This window comes from Ramlibacter sp. (genome assembly GCF_035655895.1).
GTDB lineage: Bacteria > Pseudomonadota > Gammaproteobacteria > Burkholderiales > Burkholderiaceae_C > Ramlibacter.
Window position 1 is genome coordinate 620787 of the sequence record NZ_DASRTN010000006.1, and the last position, 17470, is coordinate 638256.

The window sequence follows — 17470 nt, forward strand, 5'->3', positions numbered from 1 at the left end:
GGCGCAAAGGCGCGAGTATGCGACGCCTCGGTGATTGCTTCCAATCCATTGTCGACCCTCGACTAATATGTGCCGCATATGGAACAGCCCCTCATCGAGCTGCGGCTCTGGCGCCAGTTCGTGGCGGTGGCCGAGACGCTCCACTTCGGCCGCGCCGCCACCCGCCTGCACATGACGCAGCCTCCACTGACGCAGGCCATCGCCCAGCTCGAGCGCGCGCTCCAGGTGCGCCTGTTCGACCGCACCAAGCGCAGCGTGCAGCTCACGGAGGCCGGCGCCGCCTTGCTGCCGCAGGCGCGCGAGCTGCTCGCGCGGGCCCGCGCGATGCCGGCGCAGGCGCAGGCCGCCGCCGCGGGCGAGGCCGGCCGGCTGCGGCTGGCCTTCGTGTCCACCGTCGGCTACCACCTGCTGCCCCAGTGGGTGCGGGCGTTCCGCGCGATGCATCCGGGCGTGCAGCTGGAGCTGGTGGAGGCGACCGGCGACGTCCAGCTGCCGGCGCTGGAGCGCGGGGACATCGACGCCGGCTTCCTGCTGCACTCGCCGGGGTTCGCCCCGGCATCGCTGGACCATCTGCGCGTGGCACGCGAGCCCCTGGTGCTGGCCGTGCCCGAGCCGCATCCGCTCGCCTCGGCGCGCGCACTCCCGCTGGAGCGCGTGATGGCGGAGCCGCTGGTGATCTTCCCGCGGCGCATCCTGCCGTCGCTGCACGATGCCGTCTTCGGCCTGTACCACGCGGCCGGCCGCGAGCCGTCGGTGGCGCAGGAGGCGATCCAGATGCAGACCATCGTCAACCTGGTGTCGGCCGGCCTCGGCCTCGCGTGGGTGCCGCAGAGCGTGCGCGAGTTCCAGCGGCAGGGCGTGGTCTACCGCGCCCCCGCGCCCGCCCGGGTGCCGCACTGCGAGACCAGCCTGGCCTGGCGGCGGGAGTCGGGCAGCGGTGCGCTGGCCCGTTTCATCGAGTTCGCCCGCCGCCAGCCCGGCGTGGCCGCCTGAGCCAGCAGGCACAATCGCGCCATGCTGATGTATCCGCGCATCGATCCGATCGCCATCCAGGTGGGCCCGCTGGCCGTGCACTGGTACGGCATCACCTACCTGGCGGCCTTCGGCCTGTTCCTGCTGCTGGCCAACCGGCGCCTGCGCCACCAGCCGTTCGCCCGCATCGAGGGTCCTGGCGCGTGGAGCCGGCGCGACGTCGAGGACATGCTGTTCCTGGGCGTGCTTGGCGTGATCGCCGGCGGCCGACTGGGGTATTGCCTCTTCTACAAGCCCGCCTACTACGCGACGCACCCGATGGAGATCTTCTTCATCTGGCAGGGCGGCATGAGCTTCCACGGCGGCATGCTGGGCGTCATCGTCTCGCAGTGGTGGTATGCGCGCAGCCGCGGCAAGCCGTTCTGGCAGGTGTTGGACTTCGTCGCGCCCTGCGTGCCGCTCGGGCTGGCCGCCGGACGCGTGGGCAACTTCATCAACGGCGAGCTGTGGGGCCGGGCGGCCGATCCTTCGCTGCCCTGGGCGATGGTGTTCCCCCAGAGCGGCAGCTTCGTTCCGCGCCATCCCTCGCAGGTCTACCAGTTCCTGCTGGAAGGCGTGCTGCTGTTCGTGCTGCTCTGGCTGTATGCGCGGCGCGAGCGGCGTGAAGCCCAGGTCTCGGCCGCCTTCCTGGTGGGCTATGGGGTGTTCCGCTTCATCGCCGAATTCTTCCGCGAGCCCGACGCCCACCTCGGACTGCTGTCGCTGGGCATGAGCATGGGACAGTGGCTGTGCGTGCCGATGGTGGTCGCCGGCATCCTGCTCTGGCTGTGGGCGCGGCGGCGCCATCCGGCCACCGCGACGGCCTGACGCCTGACGCGGACGCCTGGCGCCTGGCGCCTGGCGCCTGGCACGCCGGCCCCAGAGGCTCAGGACGGCGCCGCGTCGCCTGGTGACGACCAGCGCAAGTCCGGTCGGCGCCCGCCATCCGCATCCACGCCGCGACGCGCCACGGCGCAGGGCGACGCGCGGCGGCTCCGGCACGACGTGCGGCAGTGAGCCCTTGGCCTTCGGCACGGATCCAACGCGACCGGGCGGCTGAGCTCGGGGTTTTCCACGACAAGGCCACCGCGCGGAATGGCAGAGCATCATAATTACGCGTAATTACAGACGGTCCACGAGCCGGCCCGCCGGGATCCTGCTCCAATCGTCGCCACCGGAACTGCCGATGCGCATCGTCCACAACTCGCTGCACGAAGAGGTCGCCGACGTCCTGCGCCGCCGCATCTTCGATGGCGAACTGGCACCCGGCATGTTCCTCGACGAGGTGCAGCTCGCGCAGGAGATGAGCATCTCGCGCACGCCGCTGCGCGAGGCCCTGAAGGTGCTCACGGCCGAGGGCCTGGTGCGGCACGAACCGCGCCGCGGCTGCTTCGTGGCCGAGGTGACCGAGCAGGACCTGGACGAGATCTTCCCCGTCATCGCGCTGCTGGAAGGCCGCTGCGCCCACGAGGCGGCGCTCAACGCCACCGACGCCGACCTCGAGGCCCTCGAAGCGCTGCATGCCAGGCTGGCGCGCCATGCCAAGGCCCGGCGCATCGGCGACTACTACCAGGCGAACTTCGCCATCCACGAGGCGATCATCGGGCTGGCCGGCAACCGCTGGCTGGCGCAAGTGATCACCGACCTGCGCAAGATCGTCAAGCTGGCCCGCCTGCAGCAGCTGCACGCGCCGGGCCGGCTGGACCAGAGTTTGTCGGAACACCTGGCCGTGTTCGCCGCCCTGAAGGCGCGCGACGCGGAGGGAGCGGAGGCTGCCATGCGAACCCACCTGACCCGCCAGCGCGTCGCGCTGCGCGACCTCTCACGCGCCCAGCGCACGAAAGTGGCGCCATGAGGGCCGGCGAATGGATCACGCGCAGCGCCTCGCTGCTGCGCCCCTCGCTCGAGCCCAAGGCCGTGGCGGCCGGGACCGCCGTGGCCAGCGCCTCGCCGCGCACCACGCGCGAACGGCTGCAGGCCACGTTGCGCCGCAACCAGGAGGCGCTGTCGCCCCGGGTGCTGCGCCGCACGCTGTCGGAGCTGCAGGCGATCGTCGACCCCCGGGTGAGCGAGGTGGAGGGCTCGCGGCTGGCGTGCGAGTTCGCGCGCTGGTACGCACGGGCATCGGCCGACGAGCGCCGCGACTGCTGGCTGCTGATGAGCGAGCAGTTCTCACCGGACCCGCGCCAGATCAAGGTCGCGCGCGAGCGCTACGAGGCGGCCCTGGGCACGCCGGAGGAGGCCCAGGCGGAGATCGGCCTGCGCCGCGCCTTCGTCTCGCCGCGCGCACGGCTGCTGCAGCGGTTCTCGGGGTATCCCGAGGGCATGCGGTTCCTGGTCGACCTGCGGGCCGAGTTGCTGCCGCACCTGAAGTCCGACAAGCGCCTGCTGCCGCTGGACGCCGAGCTCGAAGGCCTGTTTTCCACCTGGTTCGACGTCGCGTTCCTGGAGTTGCGGCGCATCAGCTGGGATTCGCCGGCATCGCTGATCGAGAAGCTGATCAAGTACGAGGCGGTGCACGACATCCGCAGCTGGGGCGACGTCAAGAACCGCCTGGACAGCGACCGGCGCTGCTACGGCTTCTTCCACTCGCGCCTGGACGGCGAGCCGCTGATCTTCGTCGAGGTCGCGCTGGTCGACGAGATCAGCGACAGCATCACGCCCCTGCTGGACGAGGGAGCCGCGCCGGCCGACCTCGCCAAGGCCACCACCGCCATCTTCTATTCGATCAGCAACACCCAGACCGGCCTGCGCGGCGTGAGCTTCGGCGACTCGCTGATCAAGCGCGTGGTCGAGACGCTGAAGGCGGAGTTCCCGCGTCTCAAGACGTTCGCGACGCTCTCGCCGATCCCCGGCCTGCGCCAGTGGGTGGCCAAGAACGCGCCTGCGGAGCTGCTGGCCGCGCTGGAGCAGCCGCTCGCGCTCGCGCCCAAGTCGCCGCAGCGGGCGCGGCTGATGGCGCTGGCGGCGCGCTATCTGGGCCAGGAGACCGACAACGGCAAGCCGTGTGATCCGGTCGCGCGCTTCCATCTTGGCAACGGCGCGCGGGTCGAGCGCCTGAACTGGGCGGCCGACCCGTCGCCCAAGGGGCTGAAGCAGTCGTTCGGCCTCATGGTGAACTACCTGTACGACCTCAAGCGGCTGGACAAGCACCGCACGATGCTCTCGAAGGGGGAAATCCCGATTTCGCGGGCCATCGAAGACCTGTACGGTTGAGGGCTGTCACAGACATACAGAAGCAAGGAGAGATCGATGAGGAACCGGGGACTCCAACGGCGCGACGTGTTGCGCGCCGCCGCGGTGGCGGCCGTCAGTCCGATGGCTTTCGCCCAGGGCGGCTGGCCTGCCAAGCCCGTGATGATGGTCGTGCCGTTTCCGGCCGGCGGCGGGACCGATGCCTTCGCGCGTCCGCTGGCGGCACAGTTCGCCAAGCAGACCGGTCGCCAGCTGATCATCGACAACCGCGGCGGGGCCGGCGGCACGGTGGGCGCCAGCATCGCGGCCAAGGCGGCGCCGGACGGCTACAACGTGTTCATGGGCGCGGTGCACCACACCATCGCCCCGTCGATGTATCCGCGGCTGGACTACGACCTGGAGAAGGACTTCGTCCCGCTGTCGCTCGTGGCGCGCGTCCCGCAGGTGCTGGTGGTCAACCCGCGCCGCGTCGAGGCCAACGACATGAAGGCGATGCTGGAGCTGCTGCGCCGCAATCCCGGCAGGTTCAACTACGGTTCGGCCGGCAGCGGCACCTCGCACCACCTGGCAGGCGAGCTGTTCAAGCTGCAGACCAAGACCTTCATCACCCACATCCCGTACCGGGGCGCGGGTCCCGCGCTGCAAGACCTGATCGGCGGCAGCATCGACATGATGTTCGACGGCCTCGGGTCCTCGGCCAACCACATCAAGGGCGGCCGCATCAAGGCCCTGATGGTGTCGGGCAACAAGCGGGTGAGTGCCTTCCCCGACGTGCCCAGTGCCAGCGAGGTCGGGCTGCCCGACTACACGGTGACCACCTGGTACGGCCTGTGGGCCCCCAAAGGGACGCCGGCCGACGTGCAGGCGCGCATCATCGAGGAAGTGAACAAGGCCGTGCAGACCGACGAGCTCAAGCAGATCTGGGCCGGGCAGGGCGCCGAGTTCCCCAACCTCAGCCAGCAGCAGTTCGGCGCGTTCGTCGGCAGCGAGATCAAGCGCTGGTCGAGCGTGGTCAAGTCCTCGGGCGCCAAGCTCGACTGAGGCCGCGGTGGCAGCGGGGGTCCTGCTCGAGAGCGAAGGCGGCATCGCGCGGGTCCTGCTGTCCCACCCCGGCAAGCTGAACGCCATGTCGCGCGCGATGTGGGGCCGGCTGCGCGAGGTGTTCCTCGCGCTGCAGGACGATCCGGCGTGCCGCTGCATCGTGGTGCAGGGTGCCGGCGACGCGTTCTGCGCCGGCGGCGACATTTCCGAATACCGGGACTTCCGCTTCGAGGAAGCCAGCCTGCGCGACTTCCACGAACGAGACGTCTGGGGCGGCCTGCAGGCCATCCTCGCCTGCGACGTGCCGGTGGTCGCCGCCATCCGCGGTGCCTGCATGGGCGCGGGCGTCGAGATCGCCAGCTGCTGCGACATCCGCGTGGCCGGCACGTCGGCGACCTTCGGCGCGCCGATCGCCCGGCTGGGGTTCCCGATGGCCCCGCGCGAGGCGCAGGTCGTCGTGGCCGCTGCCGGCGAGGCAACCGCCCGGCAATGGCTGCTGGAGGCCGCGGTGCTCGATGCCACCGAGATGAAGGCACGTGGTTTTCTGCAGCATCTGGTGCCCGACGCAGCGCTGCAGGACCATGTGGGAGCGCTGGCCAGCTGCATCACGGGGCTCGCGCCGCAGGCGGCCCGCCTCAACAAGCGCACGCTGCGGGCGCTGCGCGACGGCACGCGGGGCGAAGCGCCTGCGTTCGCCGGTTCCTACCGCTATGCCGCCAGCGCCGAACACCGGGAAGGCGTGGCGGCGTTCCTGGAGAAGCGAAAGCCGGTGTTCTGACCCGAACTGACTGACCCGACCCTGGCGCGCCGCGAGCGCCTGCCGCCCCGCCGGGTCGGCGCGATGGCGCGGCGACGCATTCCCTGACCATGAAGAACGACAACCAGAACCTCTTTGCCGCGCTGCGCGCGGCGTTCCCGGCCGACCTGGACAGCATCGCCGTCGAGACCGACGACGAACTGGTCTACAGCTGGCGCGACCTCGATCGCGCCACCGCCATGATCGCCAACCTGTTCGCATCGCTGGAGCTGCCGGAAGGCTCGCGCATCGCGGTGCAGGTGGAGAAGTCGGTCGAAGCCATGATGCTGTACCTGGCGACGCTGCGCGCCGGCTACGTGTTCCTGCCGCTGAACACCGCGTACCAGAGTGCCGAGATCGAGTACTTCATCGGCAACGCCGAGCCCGCGGTCGTGGTGTGCAGCCCCCGGAATTTCGGCTGGGTGAGCAAGATCGCGTTCCAGGCCGGCACGCGGAACGTGTTCACGCTGGGCGACGACCGCACCGGCTCGCTGCTGGAGCGGGCCGCCCAGCACCCCGACCGGCACGAGATCGCCGTCCGGCGCAGCGACGACCTGGCGGCCATCCTCTACACCAGCGGCACCACCGGCCGCAGCAAGGGCGCGATGCTCACGCACGGCAACCTGCTGTCCAACGCGCAGGTGCTGAAGGACTACTGGGGCTGGACGCCGGGCGACGTGCTGATCCACGCACTGCCGATCTTCCACGTGCACGGCCTCTTCGTCGCCATCCACGGGGCGCTCCTGAACGGCAGCCGCATGATCTGGATGGCCCGCTTCGACCCGAAGAAGGCGATTGCCGCGATGTCCCGCGCCACGGTCTTCATGGGCGTGCCCACGCTCTACGTGCGCATGCTGACCGAGCCGACGCTCACCAGGACCGCGACCATCGGCATGCGGCTGTTCGTGGCCGGTTCCGCGCCGCTGCTGCTGGAGACGTTCAACGAGTGGCGCGATCGCACGGGGCAGGCGATCCTGGAGCGGTACGGCATGAGCGAGACCGTCATGCTGACCTCCAATCCCTACGACCCGAAGGACGGCGAGCGGCGTGGCGGCACCGTCGGCTTCCCGCTGCCCGGGGTGGGCCTGCGCATCGTCGGCGACGCCGGCCGTGAACTGCCGCGCGGCGAGATCGGCGGCATCCAGGTCAAGGGGCCGAATGTCTTCAAGGGCTACTGGCGCATGCCCGAGAAGACCGCCGAGGAATTCACCGCCGACGGCTGGTTCAAGACCGGCGACGTGGGCCGGATCGACGAGCGTGGCTACGTCAGCATCGTCGGCCGCAGCAAGGACCTGATCATCAGCGGCGGCTACAACGTCTATCCGGCCGAGATCGAAGGCTTCATCAACGAGATGCCCGGCGTGGCCGAGAGCGCGCTGGTCGGGGTGCCGCATCCAGACTTCGGGGAGGTCGGCGTGGCCGTCGTGATCGCCAAGCCGGGGAGCACGCTGGAGCCCGAGGCGATCGTGGCGGCGCTGAAGGCCCGCCTGGCCAACTTCAAGATTCCCAAGCGCTGCTTCGTGGTCGACGAACTGCCCCGCAACACCATGGGCAAGGTGCAGAAGAACCTGCTGCGCGACCGCTACAAGGACCTGTTCGCCTGAGTCAGACCGGCTGCTGCACACGCAGCTGCGTCGGCACCGAAGCGCCCAGCTCGCGCAACGCACGCCAGGTCTCGGGTGCGACCATCTGCTCGATCTGCTCGGCGGGGTGCACCAGCCGGCACTCGTCGCGGGTGGCATACCAGCCGGCAGCGAACAGGCCGCGTGCCTCCCGCGTGGGCGCCTCAGCGCTCTGCGGATGGTCCAAGGGGGGTTGCCAGCGAGAGTCCATGCAGGCAAGGTAGCTGGTGCCGTCGCGGTTGCTGCCAGCACCCCGGCTGTCCCGTTGTCGGTCGCCTCCCACAGACCGGGACGTGCACCATCGGGGGGCGCTGCGCCTAGGCCTCCTGCGCGATCTGCCGCAAGGCCTGCTCGAACACCTCGGGAGGCTGGCCGCCCTGGATCAGATGGCGGTCGTTCACGATCACCGAGGGCACCGCGCGGATCCCATGCTCCGCGTAGAACTGCTGCTGGCGGCGCACGTCGGCGGCGAACTCGTCGCTGCCGAGGATGGCCCGGGCGCGCTGGGTGTCCAGGCCGGCCGAAGCCGCCGCGGCGAGCAGCACTTCGTGGTCGGCCACGCTGCGGGCTTCGGTGAAATACGCGCGCAGCAACGCCTGCTTGAGCCGCAGCTGGGCGTCGCCGGGTTGTTCACCCGCCCAGTGCAGCAGCCGGTGGGCGTCGAACGTGTTCCACACCCGGCCACGGCCCTCCCTGCGGAACTCGAAGCCGACGGCGGCACCGCGCTGCCGCAGCGCCTCCCAGTTGGCCTGCTGCTGCTCGGCGGTCGAGCCGTACTTCTGCGCCAGGTGTTCGCCGATGTCCTGGCCCTCCGGGCCCATCTGCGGGTTCAGCTCGAACGGCTGGAAGCGCAACTCGGCGGCCACCTCGCCGTCGAGGCGGCCCAACGCCTGCTGCAGGGAGGCCAGGCCGACGGCGCACCAGGGGCAGGCCACGTCGGAGACGAAGTCGATCTTGAGGGTGGTCGCGGTCATGGCGGCATCCTAGTGGCCGGCGCCTGTCCCTGCGCGACAGGTGCCTTTCCGCCGTCTCAACTGCAGGCGACCTGAGCCAGGCCTGACTGCCGGCGAGTATCCGGGGAGCGCGCCCCGGCATCGCATCGCGGCGGCCGCCGGCCGGCAGAATCGCGGTGTCGGCGGGTGGCTCCCCTTCAGGTGGGAAGAAGTGCTTGGCCTGAACACGCGCCGAACTTGAGCCCCGCGGCCCGCGCCGCGGGGTTTTTTCTGCCTCTCAGGACGGCGCGGCTGCACGCCGGTGCAGGTCCTCGCGTGTGAAGGGCGCGTCGCGCCCGCCCAGCTGCAGCGCCACCCAGGTCACCATCGCGTGCGAGGGCAGCACCGGAGCACGGGGCGCGAGCGACAGCGCCGCCCACAACACCACCAGCGCCACCGCGACCGACGCGAACGCCGGCCGCCCGGGGTCGCTGACCCGCCGCAGGGTGATGGCGCTGGCCGCCGCGCCGAGCGCGAAGCCCGCCACGCATTCGGATGCGGAGTGGTGGCCGAGCTGGAAGCGGGACACCGCCACCAGCACGGCCACCGCGTAGCCCACGGCCACCGCCACGCCGCGCCACGGCCGCGGCGCGTTCGCCGCGGTGGAGAACGCCAGCATGGGATGCACCGCGGCCGCGAACATCGCATGCCCCGAGAAACCCGTGAAGTCGAGCGCGGCGCTGCCGATCCCGAAGCCGATGAACGCGATCTTGGACGCGGTGGTCAGCAGCACCGCGACGGCGAGCGGAAGGAGCCAGGCCAGCGCCTGCATCCGGCTGCGCAGCCCCACCCAGCCGGCCAGCAGCACGGCGCAGGGCAGCAGGATGGCGGAGTCGCCGAAGCGGGTCAGGATGGGCCAGGCGTGGTGGAAGGTCCCGGAGGCGATCTGCATGCGCGCATGGTAGAGGCACCGCAGTGCGCCCGGCCCGCCAGGGCCCATCCGGGGTGGGCGGCGCAGCGGCCTCGCCTGCCTCAGGCGAACACCGCGCCGCCGCTGGCGTGCCGCTCGCGCAGCCCCGCCAGCATCTCCCGCTCGGTCAGCTCGCGTGCCCAGGCCGGCCGCAGCTGGAAGTGCGGCTCGTCCACCAGGCTCTTCCAGTTGCCGCCCCATTCCAGGCCGAGGTCCATGCCCAGGGCGCCCACCGCCTTGTACTTGGGCGACTTGGTGAGGTACTTCGAGCCCTCGAAGACGCCGATGTCGAACGCGATGCCGAAGTTGTGGTTGGAGAAGCCGCCGCGGGCGTTGGTGACCCTGGGGCCGGGCGCGCTGCGGCCCTGCGCGAACAGCGCATCCTGCTCCTCGAACGTCCGCAATGCGCTGATGACCTTGGTGCGGATGCCGTTCTGCGCGGCCTTCTGCACCAGCGCCCGCGCGATCGGCCGCACCTCCGGCAGCAGGGTGGCGATGTGGCTCTCGCTGCGCGGGTCGACCGGTTCGATGCCGTCCTGCGGCTCGCCCTTGTCGATCCTCGGCTTGACCAGGGCTGCGTAGATGGCGCCCCAGGTTTCGTTGCCGGGTCGGCCGTCCACTTCGGTGCCGAGCTTTCGCTGCACGGCGCGGATCATCTCGTCGATCGTGAGGGACATGGCGGCCTCCTCAGGCGCTCGGTGCCTGCAACGGCGGGAGCAGGCGCCGCGCCAGCCGGGCGTGGGCCGGGCCGCCGCTGCGCTGCAGTTCGGCCAGGCCCGCGTCGATGGCCGCGCCGCGCTCCTCAAGCCCGTCGGCCTTGATCGGGATGCCTTCGAAGAACCAGCGCGCCGCAGGCTGGATGCGCGGCGCGGCGTCGCCGCTCCGGGGGAGGTGCAACGGCGGGGCCCAGAACCAGAACCAGGCAAGCATGTGACCTCCGGATGCGTGCGGGGTGCTGCGGGGCCATGGTAGACCGGCGAGCACCCGATCGCCAGTGGCGCTACCCCGCCGTGCCGCGCGACGGCACGTACACCCACCCCAGCACGCCGATCGAGCTGATGCGCCCGTTCACGGTGGTGTACGAGGCGATCCCGAGCGAGTGGTAACTGGAGGTGAAGGCGGCCAGGGCGCCCAGGCCCATCGCGCCGGCCAGCGGACTGCGCTGGGCAATGGTCGAGCGGATCTTGGCCCGGTGCTGCTCGGGTGTCGGGTTGAGCAGGAAGGCCGCGGCGGCGAGGACCGCGGCGGCCACGGCGGTGGGCAGGACTTTGGGCATGGGGCTCAGGTCGGGCGGGCAGGGGACCGCACGGCTCACAGTTGCACGGCGGCGGTGCCGACGCCAGGGAACTCCACCTCGACCCGGTCGCCCGCCTGGGCGGACAGCAGGCCGCACCAGGTGCCGGTGGTGACCACGGTGCCGGCGCCCACGGTGGCGCCATGGCGGGTCGCGTGGCGCAGCCACAAGGGCAGCAGCCAGGCCGGATCGCCCAGCGAGTGGGTTCCGCGGAACGTCTGCCACGGGCCGGCCCCGATGCGGACGCGGCACTCCTGCGCGCTCCAGTCGCGCGCCTCGAACGGGCGCCAGTCGCCCAGCGCCAGGGCCCCATGCGACTGCAGATCGGCCAGCTTGAGCAGCGTTTCGGCGTCGCGGGCCTGCTGCCAGCGCGAGTCGACGATCTCGATCGACACCGCCATCCCGTCGAGCCAGCTGGGCGCCCCGTCGTGGGTCAGCGCCGCAGCCTGCGCCGCGGTGACGTCGCGCCCCAGGCGCAACGCGATCTCGGCCTCGATCAGCCGCAGCTGGAACGGCACGTCGCGCATTCCGGCCGGGCTGCTGCGCACGTTGCCGGGCGGCAGCGGCGCATGCGTCAGGGCCGCCTGCCGCGAGGGGCCGCCGGATTTCCAGTGCCGCGGTCCTGCGTCGCCGAACCACCCCAGCCCGCGGGCCACCTCGTCCTGCACCGCATAGGCGTCGGCGGGAGTCTGCAGTTGCCCGGCAAGGGGCGCGGCATCGGCGGGGCGGCCGGTGCGGTGGGCTTGCAGCAGGGCGGCGGCGACGGTTGGCACCGGGGTGGTCATGGAAGCTCCTCGTGTGGTCGGTGCGCGATCCTAACGGCTCGCCCTGTCGGGTTCACGGCGCGCGCCGGCCCCCACCGCCCTGCGTCACGCATGAGATGTGCTCCTACAGCCCAACAGCCGCGCCACTGCCTACAGTCGGCGCATCAATCCCAGGAGAACACCATGTCCAAGCTGCTCGTTGCCCTCATGACCGCCGCCGTCCTGGCCGGTTGCGCCGGAATGCCCGGCGGCCAGGGCGGCCCGACCCGCACGGCCGGCCAGGCGGTGGACGACGCGACCATCGGCACCCGCCTGAAGGCCGCCTATGCCGCCGATCCGGAGCTGAGCGCGCTGAAAATCAACGTCGACACCACCCAGGGCGTGGTGCGGCTGCGCGGCGAGGTGAAGTCGGTCGCCCTGCGCCGCAAGGCCGAGGAGGCGGCCCGCAAGATCGAGGGCGTCAAGTCGGTGGAGAACATGCTGATCGTCACCGGCTGATCGTCACGAGCCGGCGGCAGTGGTCGGCTTTTGCGGCTGGCCGGGGCCGCCCCGGCGGCAGCCGCAGCCCAGAGCGGTCCTAGGCGCCGCCGGCGGCGCGCGCCAGCAGGGCCTCGAGCACGTCGATCTCGGCCGGTTTGACCAGGTGCTCGTCGAACCCGGCCTCGCGGGTGCGCTGCCGGTCCTCGGTCTGGCCCCAGCCGGTCAGCGCCACCAGCAGCATGCGCGGGCGCTGCGGATGGGAAGCCAGGCGCCGGGCCACCTGGTAGCCGTCCATGCCGGGCATCCCGATGTCCAGCAGCACGAGCGCCGGCGGCTCGGCTTCGACCGCCGCCACCGCGTCGGGGCCGCCATACACGACGCGGGTGCGCGCGCCCATCATCTCCAGCATGTAGGCCAGGCTGTCGGCGGCATCGTGGTTGTCGTCGACCACCAGCACCGACGGCGCGCCCGGTGACTGCGCCCGCACCGTGCCGCCCGCCTCGGGGGCGTGGCCGTCGGTGATGCCGGCCAGCGGCAGCCGCACCTCGAACGTGCTGCCGCGGCCCGGCCCGTCGCTGTGCGCGCGCACCCGGCCGCCATGCAGGTCCACCAGGCTGCGCACGATCGACAGCCCGATGCCCAGCCCACCCTGCGCGCGCGAAGCGGAGCGGTCGACCTGCACGAAGGGCTGGAACACCTCTTCGAGCATGTCGGCGGCCAGGCCGAGCCCGTTGTCCTGCACGTGCACCACGGCGTCGTCGCCTTCGCACCAGCCGCGCAGGGTGATGTGCCCGCCCGGCTCGGTGTACTTGGCCGCGTTGTGCAGCAGGTTGGCGAACACCTGGCCGAGCCGCATGCCGTCGCCATCGACCGCTCGCCCGAGCAGGCCGTCGACGTCGACGTGCAGCGAGTGCCGCGCCGTCTCGATGACCGGGCGGCTGCTCTCGGCCGCGCCGTAGAGAACGTCAGCCAGTTCGAGCCGGCTGCGCTGGAGCACCACCTTGCCCGAGGTGATGCGCGAGACCTCCAGCAGGTCGTCGACCAGCCGCACCAGGTGGTCGATCTGGCGTCGCATCATGGCCTGCACGCGCGCGCCGCCGTCCGGCCCGCCGCCCAGCGAGAGCAGTTGCACCCCGTTGCGAAGCGGCGCGAGCGGATTGCGCAGCTCGTGCGCCAGCGTGGCGATGAACTGGTCCTTGCGCCGCTCGACTTGCTGCAGCGCGGCGTGCGCCTGCGCCAGGGCTTCGGCGTTGCGGCGCGAAGCGTCGACGTCGGTCGAGGTGCCATACCAGCGCAGCACCTGGCCGCCGTCATCGCGCACCGGCACGGCCCGGGTGAGGAACCAGCGCCACAGCCCGTCGGCGCCCAGGAGGCGGAATTCCGCCGTGACCGGCTGGCCCGCGCGCGTCCCGTGCTGCCAGCGCTCGGACAGCATCGGAACGTCGTCCGGATGCACGACCGCCATCAGGTCGGCGGTGTTCGCCCCGTCGTGCCCGGTGTAGGCCGCCCACTGGCCGTTCACGTACTCCAGCCTGCCGAGCGCGTCCAGGACGTAGACGATCTGCGGCATGGCCTCGGCCATCTCCCGGAAGCGTTGCTCGCTGTTGCGCACCGCGCGCTCCATCAGGCGGCTTTGCAGCACGTCCCGGAAGTACAGCGAGAGGCCACCGCTGGCCACCGGGCAGACGCTGACCTCGAACCAGCCGGCGAGCGGGTCGTAGGGGCCCTCGACGGTCAGGGCGGTGCGCTCGCGCATCGCGCGCCGGAACGGCTCCTCGAACACGGAGCCGGCCAGGTCGGGGAAGATCTCCCAGTAGTCGCGCCCGAGGAGGCTCTCGCGCGAGCGGCCGTAGATCTTCTCGGCGGCGCCGTTGACGTAGGTGAAGCGCCAGGCGGCGTCGACGGCGATGAAGCCCTCGCCGATGCTCTCGAGCACCTGCTCGACCTCCCCGCGCAGGGCCTGCTCGCGGTGCATGGCCTCGTGCCGCACCTGCGCCAGCCGCAGGGTGCCGGCGACCCGCGCCAGCAGTTCGCGCGCGTGGAACGGCTTGAGCAGGAAATCGTCGGCGCCGGCGCCCAGTGCCCGCAGCCGGGTGTCTTCGCCGGCCTGGGCCGACAGCATGATCACCGGCAGCGTCGCGGTCGCGGGCTGCGCGCGCAGGCGCTCGAGCAGGGCGAAGCCGTCCATGCGCGGCATCATCACGTCCGTGAGCACCAGGTCGGGCAGGCGCTCCGCGACGCACTGCAGCGCCTGCCAGCCGTCGGCGGCGGTGCGGACTTCGTGCTCGCGGCTGATCAGGCGGGCCAGGTAGCTGCGCATGTCGGGGTTGTCGTCGACCAGCAGGACGTTGCCGCGCGGTGCCTGCGCCGCGCCGGCGTACGGCGCGTCCGGCTCCGCGAGATGGTGGACCGGGCCCGCCTGCGCCTCGTCCCCCGGGGACTCGGCCGCGAACCAGGTTTCCATCTCGTCGAGCCATCCGGCATTGGCCGCGGTCGCCCGCAGGGGCGGGTTGTCGTCCACGTGGTCCGGTGGCAGGTGCTCCCGTCCGTAGGGCAGCTCCAGGCTGAAGGTGCTGCCCGCGCCGAGCCAGCTTTCCACCCGCGGGGTCGCGCCGTGGATGCGCGCGAGCTCGGCCACCAGCGCCAGCCCGATGCCCGTGCCCTCGATGCTGCGTCCCGGGGCGCCTTCGACGCGGTAGAACCGCTCGAACACATGGGGCAGCGCCGCACGTGGAATGCCCAGCCCGGTGTCGCTGACTTCCAGGCGGGCGCCGGCGGCGGTGGGCAGCAGCCGCACCCGCACGCTGCCCGCTGGCGTGTACTTGATCGCGTTGGACAGCAGGTTGAAGACGATCTTCTCCCACATCGAGCGGTCGACGTAGACCGGTCGCGGCTGCGGCCGGCAGTCCACCTCGAGCACCAGCCCGGCCTTGCGCGCCGACGAATCGAAGAAGCTGGCCAGTTCGGCGGTGAAGGCGGCCAGGTCGACCGCCTCGAAGCGCGCCTGCATGCGGCCGGCCTCGATGCGCGAGAAATCCAGCAGCGTGTTCACCAGCCGCTGCAGGCGGCGGCCATTGCGCAGGGCGACCTGCAGCGGCAGGCGGCAGGCGTCGTCCAGCGACGGCTCCTCCAGGAGCTCGGCAATCGGGCCGAGCATCAGCGCGAGCGGCGTGCGCAGCTCGTGGCTCACGTTGGAGAAGAAGGTGGTCTTGGCGCGATCCAGTTCGGCCAGCGTCATCGCCCGCTGCTGCTGGTGTTCGAAGCTGCGCGCGTCGGCCACCGCGCTGCCGATCTGCTGCGCCAGCAGCGACAGGTAGTCCTGGTACTCCGCATCCAGCGGCCGGCGCGGGTTCAGCCCCGCGACCAGGAAGCCGGCCGGCTCGCCGGGCGTGGTGGCGGGCAGCGGCAGCACGAGCGCCTCGCGCACCGGCTCCGGCCAGGGGCCCGCGGCGAGTGCCTCCACCGCGTCGATCCGCTGCACCAGCCGCGGCTGCCGGGTGCGCGCCGCTTCACCGAAAGGCCACAGCGGCAGCCGCCCGTCGAGCGCGACGTCGGCCGGCGCCAGCGCCGATCCGGCGTCGGCACCCGCGCACGCCACCAGCCGCGCGCGCCTGCCGCCCTGCTGCAGGTACAGCAGCACGAAGGGCAGGTCGTGCGGATTGGTCGCCAGCGCCCGCGCGGCGCGCTCGCAGGTCTCGATGGCGCTCTGCGAATCGAGCACGCCCGACGACAGCGACCGCAGGCTTTGCAGGCGGCGTTCGCCGAGCACCCGGGCGGTGTCCTCGGTGCAGGTGCAGAACACGCCGCCGACCTCGCCCTGGTCGTTGAAGCAGGGGCTGTACGAGAAGGTGAAGTAGGTCTCCTCGGGCCAGCCCTTGCGCTCCATCACCAGCAGCACGCGGTCGTTCCAGGTCGAGGTGCCCTGGTGCAGCACGGCCTGCGTCTGGGGCCCGATCACATGCCAGATCTCGGCCCAGATGTCGCGTGCGCTGCGCCCCAGCGCCCACGGATGGCGCGGGCCGAGCACTTCGCAGTAGGCATCGTTGTACACGGCCGTGAGTTCCGGTCCCCACCACACGAACATCGGATACCGCGAGCCGAGCATCAGGCGCACCGCGCTCTTGAGGCTCTGGGGCCAGCCGTCGGCGGACCCCAGCGGGGTGGTCGACCAGTCGAAGCCGGAGATGGCTGCGGCCATCTCGCTCGCGCCGATGGCCTCGGCCTTGGCCGTGGGACCGGCCAGCAGCGAGGTTCCGGTGCCCGCCGCCAGCTGGCTGCGGGGTGCATCGTGAAGGCGGATCGGGTCGCTCATGGCGTTGCGAAGAAGCTCCTGGAACACGCGTGCGGCACGCTATTTGGCCGCATCGACACCCCGGAATCAAATGCCCAGCCCGCAGGCGTACCCCGCATGGATGAGCCACTCGCCGGATCGGGCCCGGCTGCGAACCGCCTGCGGTGGGTGCCTGCGCACCTGCAGGGCGCCCGCGCGGCCCGGGCGTGGGCGGCGTTCTCACGCGAGGTGCCGCAGGTGTGCTCAGCGCATCGGCCTCCGTGTCCGCGCCGCAAGCGTCTTGCGGCTGCTGGCCCGGGATCGCACCAGCGCGGCATGCCCGCACGTCTGCGAGGCCGCGAAGGCCCGTGTCGCGGCAACTCGCCGCATGCAGCTTTTCCTGTGTTGAAGGGCGCGGAGTCTAGTGGCGGCCCAGCCCAGCCGTGGGTTCCACAATGTTTGATTTTGTTCGCATGCCGCCCCGTGCGATCGACGGCCAGATCTGCGTGGCCCCTGCGCGCCCCGCGCGGCAGCGGAAGGCGATGCCGCGGCGCGATCACGTGCTAGGTTTGCCGCACCACGTAGCGCACGAAGGCGTCGGCCTGCGCGAAACGGTCGTACAGTGCGCGCGCGGCCTGGTTGTCGCGGTGCGTCATCCAGTACAGCCGCGCCCATCCCTCGGCGCGCATGGCGTTGCGCAGCCACTCGACGAGCGCGCCGCCGACACCGCGGCCGCGTGCCGCCGGATCGACGTACAGGTCCTCGAGGTAGCACACGGGTTGCGTCTCCCACGTGTTCTCGTGCAGCACGCAGTGCGCGAAGCCGACCACCACCCCGTCCACTTCTGCCAGCAGGCACATGACGGCCGAATCCGGATCGAGGATGCGGGCCCAGGTGCGCCGGGTCACCTCTTCGGGCAGCGCTGTCTCGTAGAACGCGCAGTAGCCGCGCCAGAGGCGGCGCCACACGGGCTGGTCGGCGGGGAGCACCGGACGGATGGCGGCGGACGTCATGCGGGGCATTGTGCCGCCGGGCGCCCGGTCAGCGTGAGCGTGAACGTGGCACGCGTGCGGCCGCGCCCGCCCGCAAGCGGGC

At 71.6% G+C, this 17470-nt stretch carries 17 protein-coding genes; 8 read left to right on the forward strand and 9 right to left on the reverse strand.

Annotated features, from left to right (window positions below; translation table 11 throughout):
• The first annotated feature begins 78 nt into the window (after positions 1-78).
• The 7 genes from VFE82_RS06060 (at position 79) to VFE82_RS06090 (ending at position 7647) form a co-directional block, all read left to right on the forward strand.
• A complete protein-coding gene (locus VFE82_RS06060) occupies positions 79-993 on the forward strand; it encodes a LysR family transcriptional regulator (protein ID WP_324999351.1) in 915 nt (304 codons plus the stop codon).
• Positions 994-1014: 21 nt separating this feature from the next.
• Complete coding sequence (gene lgt, locus VFE82_RS06065; RefSeq protein ID WP_324999352.1) at positions 1015-1839, forward strand: prolipoprotein diacylglyceryl transferase; 825 nt, start codon at positions 1015-1017, stop codon at positions 1837-1839.
• Positions 1840-2197: 358 nt separating this feature from the next.
• Positions 2198-2866 carry a GntR family transcriptional regulator gene (locus tag VFE82_RS06070; RefSeq protein ID WP_324999353.1) on the forward strand — a complete coding sequence of 223 codons (669 nt, stop codon included), beginning with the start codon at positions 2198-2200 and terminating at the stop codon, positions 2864-2866.
• Positions 2863-4227: a malonyl-CoA decarboxylase gene (locus tag VFE82_RS06075; protein WP_324999354.1), complete on the forward strand. Its 1365-nt coding sequence runs from the start codon at positions 2863-2865 to the stop codon at positions 4225-4227. The genes VFE82_RS06070 and VFE82_RS06075 overlap by 4 nt, the downstream gene beginning before the upstream one ends.
• Before the next feature lie 36 nt (positions 4228-4263).
• Positions 4264-5247 carry a tripartite tricarboxylate transporter substrate binding protein gene (locus VFE82_RS06080; RefSeq protein ID WP_324999355.1) on the forward strand — a complete coding sequence of 328 codons (984 nt, stop codon included), beginning with the start codon at positions 4264-4266 and terminating at the stop codon, positions 5245-5247.
• Between the two features lie 7 nt (positions 5248-5254).
• Complete coding sequence (locus VFE82_RS06085) at positions 5255-6025, forward strand: enoyl-CoA hydratase/isomerase family protein (protein WP_324999356.1); 771 nt, start codon at positions 5255-5257, stop codon at positions 6023-6025.
• Positions 6026-6114: 89 nt separating this feature from the next.
• Positions 6115-7647, forward strand: coding sequence for a malonyl-CoA synthase (locus VFE82_RS06090; RefSeq protein ID WP_324999357.1), 1533 nt, complete (start codon positions 6115-6117; stop codon positions 7645-7647).
• A 1-nt stretch (position 7648) separates the two neighbouring features.
• Here VFE82_RS06090 and VFE82_RS06095 read toward each other — a convergent pair whose 3' ends face one another.
• From VFE82_RS06095 to VFE82_RS06125, 7 genes are all read right to left on the reverse strand, one after another.
• Positions 7649-7876, reverse strand: coding sequence for a hypothetical protein (locus VFE82_RS06095; RefSeq protein ID WP_324999358.1), 228 nt, complete (start codon positions 7874-7876; stop codon positions 7649-7651).
• Positions 7877-7982: 106 nt separating this feature from the next.
• Positions 7983-8639 carry a DsbA family oxidoreductase gene (locus tag VFE82_RS06100; protein ID WP_324999359.1) on the reverse strand — a complete coding sequence of 219 codons (657 nt, stop codon included), beginning with the start codon at positions 8637-8639 and terminating at the stop codon, positions 7983-7985.
• A 256-nt stretch (positions 8640-8895) separates the two neighbouring features.
• Positions 8896-9549, reverse strand: a complete 654-nt coding sequence (locus tag VFE82_RS06105) for a phosphatase PAP2 family protein (protein ID WP_324999360.1) — start codon at positions 9547-9549, stop codon at positions 8896-8898.
• An 80-nt stretch (positions 9550-9629) separates the two neighbouring features.
• Entirely contained in the window at positions 9630-10244 is a 615-nt protein-coding gene (locus VFE82_RS06110) for a M15 family metallopeptidase (protein WP_324999361.1), read from the reverse strand.
• A 10-nt stretch (positions 10245-10254) separates the two neighbouring features.
• Positions 10255-10497, reverse strand: a complete 243-nt coding sequence (locus VFE82_RS06115; RefSeq protein ID WP_324999362.1) for a hypothetical protein — start codon at positions 10495-10497, stop codon at positions 10255-10257.
• Between the two features lie 70 nt (positions 10498-10567).
• Positions 10568-10843 (reverse strand): hypothetical protein, encoded by a 276-nt coding sequence (locus VFE82_RS06120; protein WP_324999363.1) that lies wholly within the window; start codon positions 10841-10843, stop codon positions 10568-10570.
• Between the two features lie 35 nt (positions 10844-10878).
• The gene (locus tag VFE82_RS06125) at positions 10879-11646 is read right to left on the reverse strand and encodes a fumarylacetoacetate hydrolase family protein (RefSeq protein ID WP_324999364.1); all 768 of its coding nucleotides are present in this window, start codon (positions 11644-11646) and stop codon (positions 10879-10881) included.
• 162 nt (positions 11647-11808) lie between these two features.
• Here VFE82_RS06125 and VFE82_RS06130 point away from each other — a divergent pair, with 162 nt between their 5' ends.
• Positions 11809-12123, forward strand: a complete 315-nt coding sequence (locus VFE82_RS06130; RefSeq protein WP_324999365.1) for a BON domain-containing protein — start codon at positions 11809-11811, stop codon at positions 12121-12123.
• Between the two features lie 79 nt (positions 12124-12202).
• Here VFE82_RS06130 and VFE82_RS06135 read toward each other — a convergent pair whose 3' ends face one another.
• Both VFE82_RS06135 and VFE82_RS06140 read right to left on the reverse strand, forming a co-directional pair.
• A complete protein-coding gene (locus tag VFE82_RS06135) occupies positions 12203-16417 on the reverse strand; it encodes a response regulator (protein WP_324999366.1) in 4215 nt (1404 codons plus the stop codon).
• Positions 16418-16938: 521 nt separating this feature from the next.
• Positions 16939-17388, reverse strand: coding sequence for a GNAT family N-acetyltransferase (locus tag VFE82_RS06140; RefSeq protein WP_324999367.1), 450 nt, complete (start codon positions 17386-17388; stop codon positions 16939-16941).
• Between the last annotated feature and the right edge of the window lie 82 nt (positions 17389-17470).